The 24,042-nt window shown below is 35.3% G+C and carries 22 protein-coding genes; all 22 read left to right on the top strand.

Annotation, left to right across the window (positions count from 1 at the left end; genetic code table 11):
• Positions 1-17 precede the first annotated feature (17 nt).
• Positions 18-1,613 (top strand): response regulator transcription factor, encoded by a 1,596-nt coding sequence (locus AZF04_RS02665; RefSeq protein ID WP_082795219.1) that lies wholly within the window; start codon positions 18-20, stop codon positions 1,611-1,613.
• Positions 1,603-3,354, top strand: coding sequence for a sensor histidine kinase (locus AZF04_RS02660; RefSeq protein WP_061947421.1), 1,752 nt, complete (start codon positions 1,603-1,605; stop codon positions 3,352-3,354). The genes AZF04_RS02665 and AZF04_RS02660 overlap by 11 nt, the downstream gene beginning before the upstream one ends.
• A 196-nt stretch (positions 3,355-3,550) precedes the next feature.
• A complete protein-coding gene (locus AZF04_RS02655; RefSeq protein ID WP_061947420.1) occupies positions 3,551-5,239 on the top strand; it encodes an ABC transporter substrate-binding protein in 1,689 nt (562 codons plus the stop codon).
• 141 nt (positions 5,240-5,380) lie between these two features.
• Positions 5,381-6,343, top strand: coding sequence for an ABC transporter permease (locus AZF04_RS02650; protein WP_045480230.1), 963 nt, complete (start codon positions 5,381-5,383; stop codon positions 6,341-6,343).
• Between the two features lie 15 nt (positions 6,344-6,358).
• On the top strand, positions 6,359-7,288 hold the full coding sequence (locus AZF04_RS02645; RefSeq protein WP_081766547.1) for a carbohydrate ABC transporter permease: 930 nt from the start codon (positions 6,359-6,361) through the stop codon (positions 7,286-7,288).
• 34 nt (positions 7,289-7,322) lie between these two features.
• Positions 7,323-8,342, top strand: a complete 1,020-nt coding sequence (locus AZF04_RS02640) for an endo-1,4-beta-xylanase (RefSeq protein WP_061947419.1) — start codon at positions 7,323-7,325, stop codon at positions 8,340-8,342.
• A 139-nt stretch (positions 8,343-8,481) separates the two neighbouring features.
• Positions 8,482-8,940 carry a hypothetical protein gene (locus AZF04_RS02635; RefSeq protein ID WP_061947418.1) on the top strand — a complete coding sequence of 153 codons (459 nt, stop codon included), beginning with the start codon at positions 8,482-8,484 and terminating at the stop codon, positions 8,938-8,940.
• Positions 8,941-9,162: 222 nt separating this feature from the next.
• A complete protein-coding gene (locus AZF04_RS02630) occupies positions 9,163-10,344 on the top strand; it encodes a glycosyl hydrolase family 28-related protein (protein ID WP_153017195.1) in 1,182 nt (393 codons plus the stop codon).
• Positions 10,345-10,502: 158 nt separating this feature from the next.
• Positions 10,503-11,738 carry a non-homologous end-joining DNA ligase gene (gene ligD / locus AZF04_RS02625; RefSeq protein ID WP_064504035.1) on the top strand — a complete coding sequence of 412 codons (1,236 nt, stop codon included), beginning with the start codon at positions 10,503-10,505 and terminating at the stop codon, positions 11,736-11,738.
• A 97-nt stretch (positions 11,739-11,835) separates the two neighbouring features.
• Positions 11,836-12,657 (top strand): non-homologous end joining protein Ku, encoded by an 822-nt coding sequence (ku, locus tag AZF04_RS02620; protein ID WP_061947416.1) that lies wholly within the window; start codon positions 11,836-11,838, stop codon positions 12,655-12,657.
• Between the two features lie 2 nt (positions 12,658-12,659).
• Entirely contained in the window at positions 12,660-13,511 is an 852-nt protein-coding gene (locus AZF04_RS02615) for an ATP-dependent DNA ligase (protein WP_061947415.1), read from the top strand.
• 11 nt (positions 13,512-13,522) lie between these two features.
• Positions 13,523-13,843, top strand: a complete 321-nt coding sequence (locus AZF04_RS02610) for a hypothetical protein (protein WP_061947414.1) — start codon at positions 13,523-13,525, stop codon at positions 13,841-13,843.
• A gap of 386 nt (positions 13,844-14,229) precedes the next feature.
• On the top strand, positions 14,230-15,363 hold the full coding sequence (locus AZF04_RS02605; RefSeq protein WP_045480000.1) for a mechanosensitive ion channel family protein: 1,134 nt from the start codon (positions 14,230-14,232) through the stop codon (positions 15,361-15,363).
• A gap of 439 nt (positions 15,364-15,802) precedes the next feature.
• On the top strand, positions 15,803-16,567 hold the full coding sequence (locus tag AZF04_RS02600) for an IclR family transcriptional regulator (RefSeq protein WP_061947413.1): 765 nt from the start codon (positions 15,803-15,805) through the stop codon (positions 16,565-16,567).
• A 126-nt stretch (positions 16,568-16,693) separates the two neighbouring features.
• A complete protein-coding gene (locus tag AZF04_RS02595) occupies positions 16,694-17,644 on the top strand; it encodes a sugar kinase (RefSeq protein ID WP_061947412.1) in 951 nt (316 codons plus the stop codon).
• A gap of 42 nt (positions 17,645-17,686) precedes the next feature.
• The gene (locus tag AZF04_RS02590; RefSeq protein ID WP_061947411.1) at positions 17,687-18,325 is read left to right on the top strand and encodes a bifunctional 4-hydroxy-2-oxoglutarate aldolase/2-dehydro-3-deoxy-phosphogluconate aldolase; all 639 of its coding nucleotides are present in this window, start codon (positions 17,687-17,689) and stop codon (positions 18,323-18,325) included.
• Between the two features lie 139 nt (positions 18,326-18,464).
• Positions 18,465-19,361, top strand: a complete 897-nt coding sequence (locus AZF04_RS02585) for an AEC family transporter (RefSeq protein WP_061947410.1) — start codon at positions 18,465-18,467, stop codon at positions 19,359-19,361.
• A 95-nt stretch (positions 19,362-19,456) separates the two neighbouring features.
• Complete coding sequence (dapD, locus tag AZF04_RS02580) at positions 19,457-20,179, top strand: 2,3,4,5-tetrahydropyridine-2,6-dicarboxylate N-acetyltransferase (protein WP_061947409.1); 723 nt, start codon at positions 19,457-19,459, stop codon at positions 20,177-20,179.
• Positions 20,180-20,257: 78 nt separating this feature from the next.
• Positions 20,258-21,469 (top strand): aspartate aminotransferase family protein, encoded by a 1,212-nt coding sequence (locus AZF04_RS02575; protein WP_061947408.1) that lies wholly within the window; start codon positions 20,258-20,260, stop codon positions 21,467-21,469.
• Positions 21,470-21,471: 2 nt separating this feature from the next.
• Entirely contained in the window at positions 21,472-22,599 is a 1,128-nt protein-coding gene (locus AZF04_RS02570; protein ID WP_061947407.1) for an N-acetyldiaminopimelate deacetylase, read from the top strand.
• A 77-nt stretch (positions 22,600-22,676) separates the two neighbouring features.
• A complete protein-coding gene (locus tag AZF04_RS02565) occupies positions 22,677-22,922 on the top strand; it encodes a YkuS family protein (RefSeq protein WP_061947406.1) in 246 nt (81 codons plus the stop codon).
• 179 nt (positions 22,923-23,101) lie between these two features.
• Positions 23,102-23,554, top strand: coding sequence for a TlpA family protein disulfide reductase (locus tag AZF04_RS02560; RefSeq protein ID WP_061947405.1), 453 nt, complete (start codon positions 23,102-23,104; stop codon positions 23,552-23,554).
• The last annotated feature ends 488 nt before the right edge of the window (positions 23,555-24,042 follow it).

Raw genomic sequence — 24,042 nt, 5'->3', positions numbered from 1 at the left:
ATACAAAGGTGGTATGTATGATGAATAGGGTTCTATTAGTGGATGATGAGATTTTTGTCAGGAAAGGTTTGAAAAGCTTAATTAATTGGAGTCAATTAGGTTATGAAGTATGCTGGGAGGCTGAAAATGGAGAAAGTGCCTTAGAAATTATAAAAGAGCACAAGCCTCAGTTAGTCGTAACAGATGTAAGAATGCCTGGCATAGATGGACTAGAGCTCATAAAAAGAGTAAGAGAGCTTGATAATCAAACTTGCCAATTTATTATTGTCAGTGGATATAATGACTTTACCTATGCCCAAAAGGCTGTCCGATACAAAGTGTTTGATTTTGTTCTAAAGCCTATAGACCAAGAGGATTTTGAGGAAATTCTTCAAAAGTTAAATCTTATTTTAAATGTAGATAAACTGGAGTACCAAAAAAGAGAAGAGAAGGAGCTTCAAGATACATTTTACCGAATGATTCAGGGACAACGTGGTCCAATAAATGAAACGAAATGGATTCGTCAGCTTCAACTATCTAAGAGTGCTTTCTTTTATTACATTTTAATTGAAATAAATAATGATTGGTACTATAACCAATCTAAAATAGAAGAACTGAAAAAGTGTGTGAAGAAGGTTTTTCGGCAATATTTTTGTATACAACGTCCTATGATATTTCACGAGCAAAAAAACAATATGGTTGGTATATTGATAGGTTCTTTAGATTTTAAAAATGTAAGTGATGATATTCACCGTTTTTCACAAAAATTTTATTCTGAATTAGGCAAGGAGTTTTTAGGGGAAATTACTGTAACGGTAGGAGAAAGGTTTAAAAGGATGAATGAGCTACCAAAATCTTTTGAAACAGCAGACGAGGCAAGACAGTATAAATATACATTTGATAATCAGCCAATTGTATATGAACAATTAAAAGGAAAGCATTTCAAGTTCGATGAGCTGGACCAAAAGCTATTTCATTCTTTTATGGAACTAATGGAAGAAAATAAGCTTTCAAAGCTCACAACCGAAATAGATCATATCTTTCAAGCATTTAAATCATTAGATTATTCACCAAAAGCTATTAAAATGACGATTAATCGTTTAATTTATGGTGTCATCCAAATCATTAAGAGGATGAATGGAGACGAAAAAGATATTGAAAGCTTCGCCTCTATCATTAGATGGGAGGAAAGAAATCTTAATTTAAGCAGTCTCAAACAAGTGTTTACTCGATTTGTTTTCGAAAGTACAGAGCATATTCAATCTTTAAGGCAATCAAATGTAAAAGGGGATATTTACCGAATTAAGAAGTATATAGAGATGCACTACAACGAACATATCAACCTTAAAACGATTGCTAATACGTTTTATATGAATCCTGTCTATATGGGTCAGTTATTTAAAAAGACATTTGGAATCTATTTTAAAGATTTTTTATTAGAATTGAGAATTTCTCATGCCAAGAAGCTATTGCGTCAAACGGATATGCGCGTATATGAAATTGCAGAGGAAGTGGGCTTTACAAGCACTGATTATTTTGTCACTCAATTTGAGAAGGTTTGTCAAATGACTCCAACTGCATATCGACATAAGCTTTTGCGGAAAAAACCTTTAGGAAATAAAAATGTTAAATAAACTTCCAAGATTTAATGATATTAAAATTAGAAATAAACTTCTTGTTTTATATCTTTTACTCGTCCTTATACCTATTATATTTACAAATGTATTTTTTTACCATATGACGATTAATACGATTCGTAAACAAAAAATAAATGATGTGCAATTGATCATGAATCAAATCTCAAATGAATTTATCGTAACAGTCGACCAAGCCGTTGGAGTTTCAACTCGATTTTACACAGATGCTGAGATGTATGACTTTTTTGAAACAGAATATGAGCGAGCGATCGATTATATAGAAGCTTATGATTATTATTTGCGATATTTAAATCGAATTACTCCTATTTATTATTCAATACAGTCGGTAACGTTTTATACAAATAATGCTAGTGTGCTTTTTGCAGGAGGAGTTAGACCCATCGATGATCAATCAGATGATGTCAATTGGTATGATGCTGTCAAAGAAGAAAAGTTAGGACCAATTGTACTTCGGCCTAATCCGCAGACAAATAAAAGCTTATTTAGTGTTATTAGAGAGCTGAATTATTACAAGAATAAAGTAAACTATGAAAAAATTATTAAGGTTGATATTAATCCTTTGATTATAGAGCAAATTTTTTCTAATGTGACTCTTCAAGGAGATGTGTATTTAATAAATGAGAAAGGCTATATAGAATATAGTACGAATCAGTTAGTAGAGTGGTCGGGAGGAGATGTGCCATTTCATTCAATTGAACTACCAGAAAGAATATTATTAGAGGAAAGTGTCCTTCATACAAATTATTTAAAGGATTGGAAAATAACAGGAGTAATCGATGAAAGAGAAGCATTAGAAGAGGTTTATAAATCGAGTAGAGTCATTTTTTTATTAGCCTGTATTAATTTTCTATTTCCTTCACTACTAATCATATTCATTTCTAGATCTTTAAATGTGAGGATTACAAAGGTTCTTCATTATATGAAAAAGGCGAAAGATCATAGCTTTGAAACGATAAAAAATTCAGATGATAAAGACGAGATTGGACAATTAACCTTAGAATTCAATCGAATGTCTAAAACAATTAACAGCTTAATTAATGAAGTTTACTTAGCTAATATTCAGAAAAAGGATTTAGAAATAAAGGAAAAACAAGCTCAGCTAAGTGCATTACGAAGTCAAATTAATCCTCATTTTTTATTTAATGCATTGGAAACCATTCGAATGAGAAGTCTTATGAAGAATGAAGAAGAAACCGCGAAAATTATCCAAAATATGGCTAAGATATTTCGAAATTCTTTAACATGGGAAAAAGAATGGGTAACTATTAAAAATGAACTTAAAATTATTCATTGTTTTTTAGAAATTCAAAAATATCGCTTTAATGAAAAAATTGAATTTCAAATTGACTGTGATGAAGCAGCGTTAGACTATTTAATTCCGAATATGACCTTTTTACCATTTGTTGAAAATGCCAGTATTCATGGAATTGAAGCGATCAAAGAAAAGGGTCGTATTCATTTGAACATTGATCATGTAGATGGTCAAATTATCTTCACCTTAACTGATAATGGAGCAGGGATGTCAAAAGAGAAATTGGAAGAGTTAATTCGAAGTGTCAAAGAGGATGAAAGCATGGGTGATCATGTTGGAATTAAAAATGTCTATTATCGATTAAAGCTTTATTATCAAGAGGATTTTGACTTTTCTATTTATAGTTCACCTAATATTGGAACAACGGTTGTCATCAAGTTATTGCATGCTCAAAAAACAGATTAGTATAGATGAAAAGTACTTATACAGGGTTTTAAAAACTCTAACGGGTGCTTTTTTCTTTCGAGAAAATAGAAGAAGTTGGATGAATATATATATTTTTTTAAGTCTCTTCTTTAGTTTCTCAGGGTTAAATAAAATCTTATTACAGCTATAATGAAAGTGCTTACATCGTAAGCTATAAATTTGGGGGAGGGATTTCATGTTAAGAAAAAAATATCTCATTTCTATTCTAGTTATGTTAATGGCACTCATCATAGTGGCTTGTAACAATGATGAACCAGCAACATCGGATTCAAATGAACAAGAGGGAACCTCTGATAATGAAGGGGCAACTGAAATCGATACAACACCAGTCACTTATACGTATTTTAATGCAACTGCAGGTGTTGATTTGGAAACGAATACAACAAGAATAGGGAAAGAATTAGAAGAGAAAACAGGTGTTAATTTTAGAACAGAGCACTTAGTAGGTGACTTAAATACTCGTATTGGGGTTATGGTTGCAGGTGGAGAGTATCCAGATGTAATTGTCCCAGACGCAGCGATTGATACTTTATTAGATTCTGGTGCTTTTATCCCTTTAAATGATTTATTAGAAGAACATGGACAAAATTTATTAGAGATGTATTCAGATTATCTAGATATGATTACCCATGATGATGGAAATATTTATTATCTTCCTTTTGGACCAACGATTAATGAATATGTTCCTGCGCCAAACATTGACCAAGGAGCATTTTGGATTCAAAGAGGTATTTTAAAAGAAGCAGGTTTTCCTAAGTTGAAGACCTTAGATGAGTATTTTGAACTAATCGAAGATTATGCAGCAGATAATCCTCAAATTGATGGGATGAATACAATTCCATTCACAGGATTAACGTATGATTGGAGATTCTTTGCCTTTTCTAATACTCCTAATCACTTAGCTGGCTATCCAAATGATGGTGAAGTTATGATTGATATGGAGACACATGAAGCTACTGTTTATGCAAATTCTGAACATACAAAGAGATATCTGCAAAAGTTAAACGAGTTAAATGCAAAAGGACTACTTGATCGTGAGATGTTCGTAGCAAACTACGATGAATATTTAGCGAAGCTTTCATCAGGTCGAGTTTTAGGCTTCTTCGATTACGGCTGGCAGTTTGGAGATGCAAGAAATGCATTAAGAGATGCAGGTAATCCAGACCGTGAATATATGGCATTACCAATTGTATTTGATGAAAGTATAGATGATCAATATTTAGATCCTCCTGCCTTTACTCAAAATCGTGGGATTGGAATTACTGTAAATGCTGAAAATCCAGAAAGAATTGTTCAATTCTGGAATGAGTTAATCACAGAAGAGATGCAAAGAAAAGTAATGTGGGGTTATGAGGATGAGCACTACTCAGTTGAAGATGATGGTAGCTTCTACCGTACTCCTGAACAGATTCAATTAACAGAAAATCAAGATCATCGTGAAGAAGTAGGGATGAGAACATTTGAGTGGAGCTGGCCTCGAGTGAACGGTACTTTCTCTGATGGAAATCCAGTTGAGCCTGGTAGACAACCAGCTGTGGCACAAGCTTCTTATACAGAGGGTGATAGAGAGTATTTAGAAGCGTATGATATTGAAACATTTGCTCAATTATTTACTCCGCCGCATGAGAGACCTTGGTTCCCAGCTTGGAGTGCAAATATTGAACAAGGGTCTGCTGTTCAAATCTTTGAAGAACGTACAGATGAACTTAAGAGAAGACACTATGCAAGAATAGTCTTGGCAGATCCATCGGATTTCGAAGCTGAGTGGGAAGACTTTTTAACAGAATATAGTAAGCATGATGTAGAAGCTTATGAAGAATTCTTTACAGATGTAGCTCAGTCTAGAGTGGATGGAGAATGGTAATGAGATAGTAGATGAAATGAAAAAGGGGTTATGGCAGCTTAATAAGTTAGTTGTCATAATCCACTTTTCTTATATCAATAAGACAGATATAAAGAGATGTCTTAAAAGTGAGGAGTGAAGCGATTGTCTTTACCACAGCCAATGCCAACGATTAATTCTGGAAGAAAAAAAGGTCCGAAGAGAAAATTAGGATTAAAAGGTTTTTTGAAAAAGTGCTCTGAGCAAAAGGCTTTGCTTTTAATGAGCATTCCGTTTCTTATTTGGTTATTAGTCTTTCGTTATGTCCCTTTGTATGGTTGGGGAATGGCGTTCCAGGATTTTAAACCTGCAAGAGCTTTCTCAGAACAAGAATGGATAGGTTTTGACCATTTTGTGTTTCTTTTTACGGATGCTAGATTTATGGAAGTTATGCGTAATACGTTAGCGATGAGTTTTATTAATTTAATTTTAGGCTTTGTTACGGCTATTGGACTAGCTGTTTTATTAAATGAACTAAGAAACTTTACATTCAAAAGGGTTGTTCAAACGATCAGTTACATGCCTCATTTTCTTTCTTGGGTTGTAGCAGCTGGTATCGTATCCTACACATTATCGATGGAGAATGGAATTATCAATATTCTTCTTCAACAATTCAATATAATCGATGAACCTATCATGTTTTTAGGGGTAGGTGAATATTTTTGGGGCATTATTGGAGCCTCTGATGTGTGGAAAAATGTTGGCTGGAATTCGATTATTTATTTAGCGGCCATAGCGATGATTGATACAGAACAATACGAAGCGGCTGAAATAGATGGTGCATCTCGTTTACAAAGAATTTGGTATATTACTTTACCTGGAATGCGACCAGTTATTGTTATTTTATTAATTATGAATATGGGATATATTTTGGAATCTGGATTCGAAGCTCAGTACCTCCTCATGAATCCAATGAACATGGATTATGCTGAAAATTTAGATATTTTTGTTCTTAGATACGGTATTTCTATGGGGAATTTTTCGTTGGCGACTGCAGCTGGTATCTTTAAAACGGTTGTCAGCATTATATTCCTATTTTCAGCAAACTATATTGCCAAACGCTTAGGTCAAGCAAGGCTATTTTAAGGGGGGAGGGACATCATGAAGCTATTAAATAAATTTAAAAGTCGTCGACGATCACTTGATGATTTAGTGTTCGATTCATTAAATACAGTATTTATGTTATTGCTTTGTATAGTAATGTTATATCCGATGTTAAATACTTTAGCGGTTTCATTAAATGATGCTGCAGACTCAGTTCGTGGTGGTATCTTTCTATGGCCGAGAGAATTTACGTTATATAATTACGAGCATGTATTTGGTCAAGCACAGCTTATACAAGCCGGTTTTGTATCGGTTATGAGGACAGTCATTGGAACGGCTCTTTCCGTGTTTTGTACTGCAATGGTTGCCTATACGATTAGTCGTCAATATTTCGTGCTAAGAAAGTTTACAACCCTTGCATTTGTACTTACGATGTATTTTAATGGAGGATTAATTCCTACTTATATGTTGATGAGGGAGCTTTCTTTAATTGGTTCTTTCTGGGTCTATATTATTCCAGGAATTATCGGAGTTTTTAATTTAATTGTCGTTCGTTCCTTTATAGAAGGATTACCCGAATCTCTATTTGAATCAGCCAGGATAGATGGTGCAGGTGAATTTACGATGTTCTTTAAAATTGCCTTACCACTATGTTTACCTGTTATAGCAACGATTTCTCTTTTTGTGGCTGTATTCCAATGGAACTCTTGGTTTGACGTATTTTTATATAACCCGTCACACGCTAATTTAAGTACTCTACAATATGAATTGATGAAAATATTGCAAAATTCAAATGCATCTATCTCTTCAGGAAGTGCTGCTGATGCCTTTACTCGATCGCAGGGAGGGTCCACTTCTGAAGTCGTAACGCCAACTTCTGTTCGAGCGGCTATGACGATTATTGTAAGTTTACCAATTATTTGTGTTTATCCATTCTTACAAAAATATTTTGTAAAGGGTTTAACCCTTGGTGGTGTTAAAGGTTAGAACTTAATAAATCATAAGAAAAAGGAGTCGTAATATGGGAAGAAATCAGCGTGAACTCTTATCGCTAAGTAAGGCATATGAAGATCTATTTCTAATTGGTGCAGCAGTAAATCATTATACGATTGATTCAGAATTATCCTTATTAGAAAAACATTTTAATAGTTTAACAGCAGAAAATGAAATGAAATTTGAGCATATACAACCAAAGGAGAATCAATTTCAATTTGAGTATGTAGATAAGTTGGTTTCTTACTCTGAGCGTTATGGTCATCAGCTTCGTGGTCATACTTTAGTATGGCATAACCAAACATCAGATTGGATATTTAAAGCTCCAGAAGGAAAGGAAATGAATCGAGATTTATTATTAGAGCGGATGAAATCCCATATTATGACTTTATTAAAAAGGTATAAAGGGAAATTTTATAGTTGGGATGTTGTTAATGAAGCGATTTCTGACCAAAAAGGTGAATTTTTGAGGTCCTCTCCTTGGCTTGATATTATAGGTGAAGATTTCATTGATTATGCCTTTCGGTATGCACATGAAGCTGATCCAGAAGCAGCATTATTTTATAATGATTATAACGAATGTGATCCTGAAAAAAGAGATAAAATTTATACCTTAGTCAAAGATATGCTTGAAAAAGATGTACCTATTCACGGAATTGGGCTACAAGCTCATTGGAATATTCATGATCCCTCTATGGATCACATTCGAGCTGCGATTGAAAAATATGCATCTTTAGGATTGCAGCTTCAGATTACAGAGATGGATGTCTCCATGTTTCAATTCGAAGATAAGAGAATGGATTTATTAAAACCTACAAATGAAATGCTAGAAAAACAAGCGGAAAGATACGAGCAGTTTTTTAAATTGTTTAAAGAATACCATCAGCATATTACTTCCGTAACATTCTGGGGTGTAAGTGACAAATACACGTGGTTACATGATTTTCCTGTACGAGGAAGAAGAAATTGGCCATTCTTATTTGATGAGAATAATCAAACGAAAGAGGCTTATTGGCGGGTAATCGATCAAGTAAGCATAAGTAAGTAAGAAAAAAGCAAGGACCCTATAAGAGGCCCTTGCTTTTTAATTTTGTAGAATTTGTTTATGAATTTTGTTAGGAATTTCTACACCATTTCTAGGCGAATGCATAAAGTGTACTAAACACATCATGAAAGGGGTAAGAAGAATGCATCCATCTCACAGACAAATAGGTTCATTTCCCGGACTTGGCGGACTTTCACCTATTTTTCCACCATTCGGACCAGGAGGCCCAGGAGGAGGTCCGCCATTCGGACCAGGAGGTCCAGGAGGAGGCCCACCATTTGGACCAGGAGGTCCAGGAGGAGGCCCACCATTTGGTTCTGGAGGTCCAGGGGGACCGCCAACTAGCCCTCCACCAAGCAGTCCTCCCCCTAATATGACTAGCTTACAATCAGGCGGAGCGAGTGTTTTTGCTGTTGATCCTGGTGGACTAGCAGGGTGTTTATATCGATTTACATTTATTCGTTTGAATAACGGAAATTCTTTTTGGTTTTACCCTACCTTTATTGGACGAAATTCAGTAGCTGGATATAGGTGGAATTGGTTTAGATGGACTTATTTCGGTATTGATACGAATCGAATTGCTTCCTTCCAATGTGTATAAAATACTGATTGGATAGGACTACTTTTAATAGAGAAAATGAAATGGAGATGGTTTCATTTCATTTTTTTTTGAGTTCTCTATTAAGTATTTAAACGATGTTGTTGAATAGGACTTTTTAAGATGTATTTACTATTATTTTTGTTATTATTTGAATAATATAATTATTTGGTATACAATAAAAACGTTAATTGAAAGCGCTTACTAAAAAAAGGAGGAATTCAATTGAAAAAGAAAATTCACCTATTTTTCAGTTTTTTTGGATTGTTTTTGTTGTTGATTAGCTTCAATGGAGAAAAGGTTCATGCTGAGGAAGTAGTTAATGTCCTTGATTTTGGAGTTACTCCAAATGTTCCTGAATCACAAACGGCTGGATTTCATGAGGCAATGAGGTATTTTCATGAACGAGGAATCTCAGGAACCCTTTACATTCCAGCAGGAACGTATAGCATTGATGAAGCTTTACGATTTCATGCAGATGTCAATTTAGTCGGTGATGGGATTGGACAAACTATCTTGAAAAAAACGGGAAATAGTCCAAATTATGTAGTAGGTAACCCAGTCTTGCATGCAGGAAGTAATCAATTAAATGCGACAATTAGTCATTTAACTATCGATGCAGATAGAATCAATCGTGCTAATCAAGGGATGGGTTTAGTAGGTGGAATTAACATTGATGCAGATGTAAGTAATCTGTATTTAGTAGAAATGGAAGTGAGAAATACGACGATTGGAGCTCTTTTGAGAAGAATAAAGGATTCTGAAATTAGAGATAGTTATTTCGATCATACTAGTGGACATGCTTTGGCCTTCGGCAGTGAAAGTCATGCAGTAGGTGATGTGCGAAATAATGAAATTATCGGTAATACGATTACCAATTCAACTGGAGGTAGTGGGATTAACCTATCTAGAGCTACTTATACGACGGTCAGGCATAATTCTATTATCAATCAAGTGCAGCAAAATGATACGTACGGTGGAATTAGAATTCCCAATGGTGGAGCACATAACATTGTAGAATATAACACAGTCGAGAATTACCCAAGAGGATTATTTATCTTGTCAGGAGCACATGACAACTATGTGGCTCATAATACAGTGATTAATTCTAGAATTCATGGGGCATTAGTACAAGCTGATTCTAATACGCTTGTTCAAAACGAATTTAGACAGCTAGATAGTTCACTAGATATTGATTCAGTCATCAGACTGGCACCTGGTAGTCATAATGAAATTTCCAATAACACGGTCCTTAGTCATTCAGGATTTAATAAAATTGGAGTGAGAGTTACTGGGGCGTCAAATCAAAATACGATAAGAAATAATCAAATCTCAACAAACGGTACTTTAATTAGTATTGAAGGTGGATCGGGAAATGTGAATGAAGGTAATACTCGATTAGATTAATAAGAATAAAAAACGTTTGCAAATCGGACTGATTGCAGACGTTTTTTTAGTGGAATCAATAGTCTGAAATGATCGATTGTGTGAATGGAAAAAAGAAAAAATCCTTAAACTAACAGAGTATGAGAGTTAAAAAAGCGGCTGAAAAGGATGAAATGGTGATGATTAGCGAGCAAACATTTCAATTTAAAAAAAGTAAAGCGAATTACCGTGGGCTTTTTATTGTGTTTCATTATGAACAAAAGGATGAGTCTTTTTTAGTAGGACTACATGAGAACGCTTCAATTATAGAAGTTGGTAGTTTAAAAAATGGGTTGAAAGGTGAGGAGTTTTCGTCATTAAAACAAGTTCTTTTAAATAACCAAGTTTCCAAAGAAACAAAAAAAGAAGGAATTGTTGTTGAACTTGAATTTAGTGCCCTCTATCGCCAGCGTTTAATAAACCCTGTTTTTCGTGCCTTTATGCTTGAACAACCTATCCAAAACTGCACATGGGACTATTTATTGATTCTTAATACTAGTGTAGAGGGAGTCACTCATCCTGAAAAACCAATTTGGCATAAGCCTGTTATGACAAAGGAGCAATATATTTCAAAACTTATTCAGATATCCCCTGTATTTCTTCGATTTCTTAGCGATAAGCCTGTTACACTTATTCGTTTTCCACATGGAGTAGAGAAGGAGTTCTTTTATCAAAAGAATTGCCCAGATTATGCGCCAGCTTATATTAAAACCATCCAAATTGAGAAAATCGATTATATCGTTTGTCAAGATTTAAAAACTTTAACTTGGTTAGGTAATCAGCTGGCATTAGAATTTCATATTCCTTTTCAAAAAATGAATTCAAAGAATCCTCATGAAATTGTTTTTGACTTAGATCCTCCTGACTATGCTTCTTTCTCTCTGGCTATAAAAGCGGCTCAACAAATGAAGAAAATATTTGATCAGTTTTCAATACGCTCCTTCCCAAAATTCTCAGGTAATAAAGGAATCCAAATACACTTACCGATTAATGATCAATCATTATCTTATGAAGAGACAAGAATTTTTACTTTCTTTATCGCACAATATTTAGTGAACGAACATCCTGATGATTTTACCATTGAGCGAATGAAAAATAAAAGAGGTAAAAGGCTATATATCGATTTTTTACAGCATGCAGGTGGTAAGACGATTATTGCGCCTTATTCACCAAGAGGAAATAAAAAACCTCTTATAGCGTTACCACTTGAGTGGGAGGAATTGTATGAAGAGGTTATTCCTGAAGATATTACAATAGATTATGCGATTAAACGATTAAAAGAGAAGGAATGTCCAATGAGTCATTATTTTGAAGAGAGTAATAACCCTTTAAAAGTCTTCATAAAGAAGCTAAAAAAAGAGTGGAGAAAAAAATGAGAGAAATTGGATAGAAAAAATTACTATCCAATTTTATAGGTAATTATGTAAAAGCTGGACATCCTATAGCGAAAGAATGAAAAGAGGGTGAATCACTTTGCATACAATTTGGAAGGGCTCCATTAATTTTGGATTAGTTAATATACCGATTAAATTACATGCTGCAACAGAGGATAAAGGTATAAAGCTCAGAAATTTACATCATAAATGTCATACTCCGATTAAATACGAAAAGGTATGTCCTCAATGCGAAGAAGAAATCAGTAATGAAGATATGATTAAGGGGTATGAATATATATCTGGGAAATATGTCATTTTATCTGGAGACGAACTAGAACCATTAAAGGATGACCAAAGAGACAAAGTCATTGACGTTCTGGATTTTGTCCAGCTAGATGAAATTGATCCTATTTATTATGATAAAACGTACTTTATGAGTGCCAATGAGGGCGGTGCTAAATCGTATTCTTTATTTAGAGAAGCAATAAAGGAAAGTAATAAAATAGCCATTGCAAAAGTGATGATTCGTACAAAGGAAAACTTAGCAGTCTTGAGAGTGTATAATGATGTCTTAATTATGGAAACTTTACATTATCCAGATGAGGTGAGAGGAACAGAAGAAGTGCTCTCACCACAAGATGTGAAAGTAACAGATAAAGAAAAAAAAGCAGCCAATATGTTAATTGAACAATTAACGACTACCTTTGAACCTACTAACTATGTGGACCGATATCGTTTACAGCTAGAAGAGCTCATTCAAACAAAACTTCAAAAAGAAAAAGATATAACAGCACCAACAACCGGTAAGGATATTACTGATTTAATGTCTGCTTTACAGCAAAGTATTGATGAGGCAAAAGAATCCAAGAAAAAAGAAACAACGAAAAGAAAAAGAACAAAGAAAGCAAGTTCCTCTTAAAAATGGATTTCGTTAAACCTATGCTATTAGAAACGAAGTCAGATGGAAAACCGAGTGATGATGATAGCTATATTAATGAATTAAAGTTAGATGGCTTTCGTCTAATTGCTTGTTTTGATCAAATTAAAAAATTTTACACAAGAAATGGTCAGGAAGTCTCGCATATATTTCCTGAGTTACAAGAAATTTCATTAAGGAATAAGACGATTTTAGATGGTGAAATCATTGTCACAAATGAAGAGGGACGACCTGATTTTGAAGAATTAATGCGCTCTTTTCATAGCAGAAAAAAAGAGAAAATAAAAGTTCAGTATGTTGTCTTTGATGTGTTGATGGTAGATGGAAATCCTACCTATCATCAAACATTGTTGGAAAGAAAACGAATGTTAGACCATTTAATTCCTGTTAATACCTCTACTATGGCTAAAATAGACTATTTACCAGGAAATGGAGAGGCGTTATTTCAAGTAGTAAAAAACAAAGATTTAGAAGGAATTGTACAAAAAGAAAAATTTTCAAAATATTTACCTGGAAAACGAAGCTTGAATTGGCTGAAGGTTATCCATTATCAGGAAACGATTGTTATGATAATTGGATATAGAAAGAAAGAATTGAGCTGGCTAGTTACGTATCAAGATGGCACTCCTGCAGGGCTAATGGATGCAGGTGTTCCAAATAAAGCAAAGATGATTTTTTATCAACTAACACAATCAATGAAAAAGGTAGAGGATAAGAATATGGTCTATATAGAACAAGAGGTGGCTTGTGTAGTAAAATATCGAACGAAAACAAGTAAAGGACATTTACGACATCCTATTTTCAAAAATTTTGTAGAGACTTCATTACAATTTTAGGAGGGATTATTTTGTTTCAAAGGAAAAAAAGACGAAATTCTAAAGCGAACTATACAGTGGCCTGTTTATTAGGTGGCGTTATCGGCTTAAGTAGTGCCTACATGCTACAAAAAAATAATCGAGATCAGCTCACCCAAAAATGGAAGAAACAGCTAGAAAATCTAGAAAGTAAACTACCCAGACAATCACAGCATTTACTAGAGTTAGGAACAGAATGGACAGAAGAAGTGAGTGATATCTTGAAAAAAAAATCTCCCAATCATACACTCAAAGATACATCGAAAAAACCAGAGATTAGTCAGCTTATACAAACGGTTCTCGACCAATCCTAAAGAGCCGTTTTAGGGGCTGGGACAGAAGTTGCTTTTAAAGAAAATCCTATTGTGAAAATGGTGGTTTTTTTTTGAAAGAGTAGATGAAAGGCTTAATCTAGCGAACACAAGACACGGAGACTCCAGTGGGAGGAAGTGGCCGTACCGAAATCCACTTTTAAGAAAGTTAGTTATGCGCCACCCCACCGGACGCGAAGTTTATTGAGGGAGAGAACTGGCGGGGACCTAAAAAGGTGGAATCGTTCATTCGTGAAGTTTTGTCCCAGCCTCTTCATGTTATTTTGAGAATTTCTCAAATTTCTTTAAGATTTATCGTTTAAATTTCTAATTAACAAACAATTTCTCTGCATTTATTGTGTTAAAATGGGCGATGAGGTGAGAAAAATATGGAAGCGTGGACGAGCCAATGGAGTCGTTTTTTAAACTCATTTAGTCGTTTTGATTGGGTTGATATAGGTATTGCTGTATTAATCTTTTTAATCTTTTTGGTCTTTAGAAAAATATTTACAAAATATGTATACAAAATTATTTTAGGATTAGCGAAAAAAGCGCCAGTAGAAACGATATCAAAAGTATTAATGGCTTTTGAAAGACCCTTGAGATGGTTTTGGGTGATTATCGGTACATATTTAGCTTTGTTGTACTTACCATTTTTCGGAGTGACAGCAGAATTTGTTCAAAGCATTTATAAAACCTTTATCATTGCCTTAATTGGCTGGGGTATATTTAATTATTTCTCAGAATACTCTAATCCGTTCGAAAAGGTAGCTGAAAAAACGGATATTGATGAAGATAGTATGCTGATCCCCTTCATCGCAAAATTAATTCGAGCAGCTGTCGTTATTATTACAGTTGTCGCGATATTAAGTGTTTGGGAAATTGAAGTGGGTGCTTTTGTCGCTGGACTTGGTGTCGCTGGACTTGCCTTTTCTTTAGCAGCGCAAGATACGATTGCCAACTTTTTTGGTGGAGTCGTGATCATTACAGAAAAGCCTTTTGCTAAAGGTGATTGGATAGAGACCCCTTCTGTAGAAGGAACTGTAGAGGATATTACGTTTAGAAGTACGGAGATTCGGACTTTTTCTGATACCATTGTCACGGTTCCGAACTCAACGTTAGCTAACGAGCCTATAACGAACTGGTCAAAAATGAGTAAGAGAAGGGTTGATTTCGAATTAGCTCTAACGTATGATACCCCAAATGAGAAAATCACAAAAGCGGTTGAAGGTATTGAAAAAATGCTGAGAGAGCATTCGGGAGTACATCCTGATGTCATTATGGTTAATTTCACTGAATTTAGAGAATCGCACCTTGGAATTTTTATTTACTTTTTTACAAAAACGACGATTTGGTCTGAATATTTAAAGGTGAAAGAAAATACGAATTTAAAAATTTTAGAAATACTAAAGGAAAATGGAGTCGTTATTGCCTTACCAAGCAGACAGCTTTATGTTCCACATTCGGATGAAATTAAGGTTGAAGCTAACCATAATAAGCAAATGAAAGATTATGAATCATAGACACATTAAGAAAAAAATAGACTTAGCTCAATGGTTGCTGGGACAAAAACTGATTTAAAAAATTACTTTAGAGAAATTTTAAAAAATGTGTAATGGATGCAAACATTAATAATGAACGATGAACCCTCCTTTTTCCAAATAAGGTGGGTTTTTTGAACGAATAGATTCTCTTTTAAAGACGTAAACTAGCGGACACAAGACACGGAGACTCCAGTGGGAAGTAGTGGCCATGCCGAACTAACTTTTTTTAAAAAAGTTAGTTCGGCGCCACCCCACAAGGACGCGAAGTGTCTTGGGTGAGCGAACAGGCGGGAGCTAGAATGGTATAATCAATTATTCGTGAGTTTTGTCTCTGCCTCCTCTTATTTTGATTCTTTTTTCTAAGTCTGTACTTATATGCGATTCTTTTTTTTTAAGATATAATGAAAGATGAAATGAGGTGAATAACATCGTACAGTCTGTTGAAAGAGCTCTTCAATTAATTGAAATCGTAGCTAAAAATCATAACGGCTTAAGTATTAAGGAAATTAGCGACCATTTAGATTTACCTAAAAGTACAGTTCATCGACTATTAGCGACTTTATTACAAAAAAAATATATTCGACAAGATGCTAGAACGAAAGATTACTTTGCTGGGTATCAAATTTTAAGTTTAGCTGGTGAGCTTTCACGTTCTATGGATGTACGGCAGGTAGCACGTCCCTTTATCGAGAAGCTCTCAGCGGTAACAAATGAAGTCATTCATCTGTGTATACGAGATCATCATGAGGTAGTCTATATTGACAAAGTGGAAAGCAATCAAACGATTACGATGCATTCACGAATAGGAATGCGGTCGATGCTTCATTGTACAGGTGTTGGAAAAATATTACTGACGACAGTGGATGATTTAACGATTTCGAATTTGTTGCAAAAAGCAGGAATGCCGTCTTTTACAACCAATACAATTGTGACTATTCCTGATTTTTTACAAGAAATGAAAAAGGTGAGAAAAAATCATTATGCTTTAGATGATATTGAGCATGAAGAAGGAATTCGATGTATAGCTTCAGGCATTTATAATCATCATGGAGAAGTCATAGCAGCTATTAGTATTTCAGGTCCAGATACAAGAATTACAGAAGAACGGATAGAGCAAACTTTAAAATCAGACATCATAAGAGCGGCGAAGGAAATATCGAATCAATTTGGTTATTATATATAAAGTATGCGCTTAAATTTATAATTGACGAAGTGTTTATGAAAACGCTAAAATATAAATATCGATAAATTGTAATTAAAAAATGAAACGAAGTTCCATAATACGGAATGGTAGATAGAGGTGTAAAGTATGGACGTCATTACAATGGGAGAAACGATGGTTTTATTTACCCCTACTAAAGAGGGGATGCTACGATATGCTAACCAATTTGAAAAAACATATGGTGGAGCTGAGATGAATGTGGCGATTGCATTAGCAAGGTTGAACCATGAGGTAGCGTGGATTTCTAAGGTTGGAAATGATGAATTTGGTAAAGGAATAACAGCTTATATTCGTGGTGAAGGTGTAGATACATCTCAAGTTTTAGTAGATGAAGAAGCGCCAACAGGTGTATTTTTTAAAGAAATTAGACGAGCTGATGATATGAGAATCCACTATTACCGTAAAGGCTCAGCCGCTAGTAAATTAAATGCAACTGATGTCAATGAGGACTTTGTATCCAATGCTAAATATGTCCATATTTCTGGTATTACACCGGCACTAAGTGATTCTGCAGAAGAAGCCATTTGGCAACTTATTTCAATAGCCAAAAAACATGAAATTCCTATTGTTTTTGACCCGAATGTGCGAAAGAAGCTGTGGAGTGAATCAAAAGCCCGACAAGTTTTAACGAATATTGCCAAGGAAGCAACAATCGTGATGCCTGGAGTAGCGGAAGGTAAGTTTCTATTTAATGAAGATGACCCGAAAAAAATAGCTGAGAAATTCATTGGAAATGGAGCAAAGCTTGTTATCACAAAGGTGGGAGCAGATGGAGCTTATTATACAAGTAAAGATGAGCATGTTCATGTTCCTGGTATAAAGGTAGATAGAGTGGTTGACCCAGTAGGTGCAGGAGATGGATTTGCAGCTGGTTTTTTATCAGGGCAACTTGACTCATTATCTGTTTATGAATCTGTAAAACGAGCCAATTTGGTTGGTGCTCTAGCAACGATGGTGAAGGGCGATGTAGAGGGAATGCCTGAAAAAGAGGAGCTATTAAAGTACAGTCAAGATACATTTGAAGATGTTTCAAGATAAATAGCATAAATTCTAATAAGGAATAAGAGAGGGAGAGGAAATATGGGAACTATTATTGAGGAAAACGGTCTTGTAGCCATTGTGCGTGGAGCAGGTAAGGAACAAATGCTTAAAATTACAGACGCTCTATTAGAGGGTGGCATTAAAACGATTGAAATTACAGTAGAAACACCAAAGGTACTTTCTTTAATAGAAGCCGTACGAAATGAATTTGATCAGGAAGCTTTTATTGGATCAGGTACCGTATTAGATCCTGAAACGGCTCGATCTACGATTATGGCAGGTGCACAATTTGTGTTCTCTCCAACGGTTAATACAGAAACGATTAAAATGACAAAACGTTACGGAGTCATTAGTGTACCTGGTGCTATGACCCCTACAGAAATTTTAACGGCATATGAGCATGGGGCTGATTTGATCAAAGTCTTTCCAGCTAGATCGCTAGGTCCTAGCTACTTAAAAGATATTCATGGTCCATTACCACATATCCCTTTAATGCCAACAGGCGGTGTGAACGTTGAAAATCTACCTGACTTTATTAAAGCAGGCGCAGTTGCTGTTGGTTTAGGAAGTAACCTAGTAAATACAAAGGTTGATTTTGACGAAACTGAGAGAAAAGCTCTTATAGAGAGAGCCAAACAATATGTTGCGACTTTAGAAGAGGCGCGAGCTGCACTTTAAGGATAGTAAATGGCGCATTTATAAAAACGATGAGAATTAATCACAGCCCTCATCGTTTTTTTCTATAGAATTACAGAGAGTAAATTTAAAAATATAAAAGTGAACCTACTATACAAAACTACAAATTGGAGCGAATACAATGAGCATGTTTATACATGTCGTTTTACCGGTATTTCTAATCTTCGCAGTTGGATTTATCATTCAAAAATGGAAAAAAGTCGATATAAAGCCTATATCTACGGTTGCTATCTATATCTTAACCCCGGCTTTAGTTTTTCGAACATTTTCGACTTCGGAACTGAATAAAGATGTTTTCTATATGGTCGTCTTTGCTCTTCTTCTGCTCGTACTATTAATTGGCTGGAATAAGCTATTTGCAAGGTGGAAAAAACTCGACAGTGCTACAGAGAGCGGAATTATTTTATCTACAGCATTTAAGAATGCGGGGAATTACGGAGCTCCTATTATTTTATTCGCTTACGGTGAAACGGGGTTTACTATTGCCGTAATGTATATGGTTCTTCAATCGATCATAATGAATTCGTTCGGTGTTTATTATGCAGCAAGTGGGCAATTAGGTGTTCGATATGCGTTAAAAACCGTTATGACCATGCCTGCTACTTATGCGATGATTGCGGCTATTTTCTTTAAGGTGCTCCCAATCGACATCCCTACAAATATGATGCTACCGATTAACATGCTTGCAGATGCAGCTATTCCAACCGCAATGGTCATATTAGGGATGCAGCTCGGTAATATTAAAGTTACGAGTTTCGACTGGTCACTCATAGGGTTTTCTGTTGTTACTAGATTATTTATATCACCAGTCATCGCTTTTTTATTAACTTTATGGATACCGATGGATCCGATGATGCAAAAGGTTTTAATATTGTCCGCAGCAATGCCTTCTGCAGCGACGATTGTTATGTTTGCGGTTCAATTTGACTCAAAGCCACAATTAGTATCATCCGTAACACTTGTGACGACGATCATTAGTATATTTACAATCACAGGATTGTTAATTTTATTAGGATAAAATGTCGAATTTATGATGTTTTTGATTGCTTTTTTACACTGAAATCTCTATCATAAGAGAAGGCTTAGATTTTTGAAATGGGAGGTTACATAATAATGAAAATGATGGATGCAAATGAAATTATCCAATTTATTTCTCAAAGTGTAAAGAAAACACCTGTAAAGGTCCATATTAAAGGGCAATTAGAAGGAATAAATTTTGGTGAGGATACAAAAACTTTTATAACAGGTCAAACAGGAGTTCTTTTTGGGGATTGGAAGGAAATAGAAGCAGCTATTGAAGCAAATAAAGGCCAAATTGAGGATTATGTCGTTGAAAATGACCGTCGTAATTCGGCTGTACCACTTTTAGACTTAAAAGGAATTAATGCACGTATTGAACCAGGTGCCATTATTCGCGACCAAGTTGAGATTGGAAATAATGCGGTCATTATGATGGGAGCAAGTATTAATATTGGAGCCGTGATTGGTGAAGGTACCATGATTGATATGAATGCTATCTTAGGTGGACGAGCAACTGTAGGTAAAAATTGTCATATCGGAGCTGGTGCTGTACTAGCTGGAGTAATTGAGCCACCATCTGCACAACCTGTTATTATTGAAGATGATGTTCTTGTAGGAGCAAATGTGGTTGTATTAGAAGGAGTTAGGGTTGGTAAAGGAGCTGTATTAGCAGCCGGAGCCATCGTAACGGAAGATGTACCACCAAATACAGTTGTTGGTGGAGTGCCTGCAAGAGTTATTAAAGAGATTGATGAAAAAACAAAGGGCAAAATTGAAATTAAGCATGAACTTCGTCGTTTAAACGAAGATAACTAAAATAAATAATTGGAAGTAGCTTTGTTGTTCGAGATCCACTCGTCAGCAAAGCTATTCTCATAAAAAGGGGGAATGATGATGACGGAATGGAAGGATCGAGATCATGCAGCAATTATGACTACCTATAATCGACTTCCGATTACCATTGAAAAAGGAGAGGGTAGTTATTTAACGGACGTGAATGGAACAAAATATTTAGATTTATTTACAGGATTAGCTGTCAATATATTAGGACATTCACACCCTAAAATTATCAAGGCTCTTAAAAATCAAGCCGATCATTTTTTACATATTTCAAATGTGTTCTTAAATAAGCCAGCCATTGTATTGGCTGAAAAGCTAGTTAAGCACTCAATTGAAGGTAAGGTCTTTTTTACAAATTCAGGTGCAGAGGCAACTGAGGCAGCTATAAAGCTTGTTCATAAATATTCAAAATCAATTGAGCAAAACCGTAATGGAATAGTAGTACTGAAAAATAGCTTTCATGGCCGAACACTTGGTGCTATTAAGCTAACGAGACAAAGAGGAGTCTATCAAGATTTTCCTTCTACTGCTCTTCCCATTTATGAGGTAGCACCACATGAGATTGAAGAGTTAGAACGAATTATTGAGCGCCATCAGCCAGCTGCTGTTTTAATGGAACCTGTATTAGGTTCTGGCGGCATTCTTCCTTTAAATCAAACATATTTAAAAGAGGTAGAGCGTTTGTGTAACGAAAATCAGGTGCTTTTTTGTATGGATGAAATTCAGACAGGTATGGGACGAACAGGTACTTTTTTTGCATATGAGCATGCTGAAGTGTCGCCAGATTTGATTTTATTTGCAAAAGGAGTAGGCGGTGGACTCCCATTAGGTGGTCTAATTGTTTCAGATAAGTATAGTGACTTATTTAAACCAGGTGATCATGGAACCACCTTTGCACCTTCCCCATTAAGTGCAGCGCTTGGAAGTGAGGTCATAGACATATTAATAGAAGATGAGATGCTAGAAAAAGGGAAAAAAGCATCTGAGAAACTTTGGCAAGAGCTATCGAACATTAAGAGTGACTTTCCAGATCTAATAGAAGAAATACGTGGAATTGGAATGATGGTTGGAATCGTTATGAATTTAGAAGCTGGCAGTGTTAAAAGCATTCAAAGAAATCTCTTAGAGGCAGGAATATTAGTGGATGTTACTCAGCAAACCATTATTCGATTATTGCCACCTTTAACGATTTCCAATGCCGAAATCCATGAATTCAAAAAGGCTTTTGAAAATGAATTGAAGAGTCAGAAACTGGGTGAGTCCTAGGTATGGATAACAATACATGGATTCAAATCAGAAGAGACTTACATAAAATTCCGGAGGCTGGTTTTCAGGAATATAAAACACAAGCTTATTTGTCACAGTATATTCAATCCTTAGAATGTTCTTTTTTAGAATTAGAACCATGGAAAACGGGGTTATTAGTTAAAATTAAAGGGACCTCTGCTACAAGAACGATTGCTTATCGAGCAGATATCGATGGATTACCTATTTCAGAGCAAACCTCTTATCAGGGCTTTCGCTCAGAGCATCCCGAATACATGCACGCTTGCGGACATGACTTTCACATGGCTATTGCCTTAGGAATTTTAACACACTATACACAGCAGCAGCCTAAAGAAAATATACTGTTTATTTTTCAGCCAGCAGAAGAGGGTCCAGGAGGAGCATTACCAATGCTTCAATCGGAGGTATTTAAAAAATGGCTACCTGATGAAATCTATGCTTTACATATTGCACCAGAATATAAGGTCGGACAAATTGCGACAAAGCCCGGCTTATTATTTGCCAATACTTCGGAACTTTTTATTGATTTAAAAGGAAAGGGAGGTCACGCAGCTTATCCTCATCATACGAAAGATATGGTTGTAGCGGCAAGCTCGTTAGTGACTCAGTTTCAGTCTATTATATCAAGAAATATTGATCCTCTAGATTCGGGAGTTATAACAGTAGGTGTGATAAAGGGTGGTACAAAGCAAAATATTATTGCCGATTCTGCTAGACTTGAGGGTACGATACGATCTCTATCAATTGAATCCATGAAAAGAATGAAACAGAGAATAGAGGCTCTCGTTCAAGCGCTCGAGATTGGTTATGAATGTGAAGCGAGCATTGATTATGGTTCGAACTATTGTCAAGTTTATAATGATCCTACCTTAATCAGTCAGTTTATTGAATTTTCCAATCGACAAGATCAATATGAACTAATCATTTGTAAAGAGGCAATGACAGGAGAGGATTTTGGATATTTTCTAGAAAATATTCCAGGTTTTATGGTGTGGCTCGGTGTTGATTCGAAATACGGTCTACATGATGCAAGATTAGAACCGGATGAGCAGGCAATCGAGGTTGCCAAAGATATGTTTATCCAATTTTTTAACAGTAAAGTAAATTAAAGTGCTTTGAATATTTTCTATTAAAAAGGGGATTCTAAGAAATGCAAAAAATTTCCTAATTTAATGGAGGGTCTCAAATGGCAAAAATTGCGGTTGAACAGTCATTAACAGATGTACAGCAGGAGCTCGAAGCAAGAGGATATGATGTTGTCCAATTGAGTACTGAACAAGATGCAAAGAACTGTGATTGCTGTGTCATAACAGGTCAGGATCAAAACATCATGGGAATACAAAATAGTGTCATTTCCGGTAGTGTCATAAATGCAGATGGAATGACTGCTGAAGAAGTTTGTCAACAAGTACAATCTAAACTAGAGCAATAATAACTGGAAAAGCCAGGTGTTTAAAAGCACCTTGGCTTTTTTCTTTGGAAATAAATGATTATGGCTAACTTGAATTTAACAGGTTTGCAAATCTAGAAAATAGGTTAAAGGAATATTATAATGTAATCATAATAGGAGAAACACAAATCGGTATCAAGGTAGTAAAAGGGGGAAATAATATGACGCTAAAACTAAGGTCTTCTATGCCTAGTTTTGATGGTGCAACCACGTGGCTAAACGGAGAAGTAAATCAGGAAGAAATTTTAGGAGAAAAACCTGTGTTCATTCATTTTTGGTCGATAAGCTGTGAGCTTTGTAGAGAAGTAATTCCAGCTTTTAATGAGCTCAAAAAACAATTTCAACATGATTTGACATTCCTTTCGATTCATATGCCACGCTCAGAAAAAGAGTTAGGCTTAGAAGACATTCAACAAGTCGCCCAGGAGAATGGTATAACAGAGCCCATAATGGTCGATAATCAATTAGTTTTAACAGATGCATTTGAAAATGAATATGTACCTTCGTTTTATTTATTTGATAAAGAAGGGCAGTTAAGACATTATCAAGCAGGAAGTGACGCTATGAGAATGCTTACGGATCGAGTTCAACAATTGCTTGATGAAGAAAAATGATTAAGACTAAGAGAAGGTTGTGAGAACATATTAATATTCTATAAGGGGGCATTCAAAAACTATTGGTGCCCTCTTTTTATTGTTAACTAATTTTATTGCAGGTAAAAAGCTATAATTCATACAAAATATAAGAACGGCACATAAAATAATAGTGTGCTCCTAAAAATTTAAAGGTAACTATTATCTACAATATTTTCATACAAGTGAATCCATTTCATCATTCCTATCTTATAGTGAAAACTGAACGAATAGGTTTTTGATTTTCACTATAGGTAGATGCTTTCCCAAGGGCTTGTCTTCAGCTAACTCTGACTACGCAGAGCTTCGTCAGAGTGGATCTTCAGACTGAGCTTCGTCAGAGTGGATCTTCAGACTGCGCTGCTCCTTTGGGAGTCACTACCTAYCGTTTCAATCAAGAAGTTAATTAACAAACATTCAATACATCTTTATAATGAATTCGAGCGGTTAGGTTTTTGATTTTCACTAAA

The sequence above is a fragment of the Alkalihalobacillus trypoxylicola genome, assembly GCF_001590785.1.
Lineage (GTDB): Bacteria > Bacillota > Bacilli > Bacillales > Bacillaceae_D > Alkalihalobacillus > Alkalihalobacillus trypoxylicola.
This window is presented reverse-complemented; position numbering and strand designations above follow the sequence as displayed.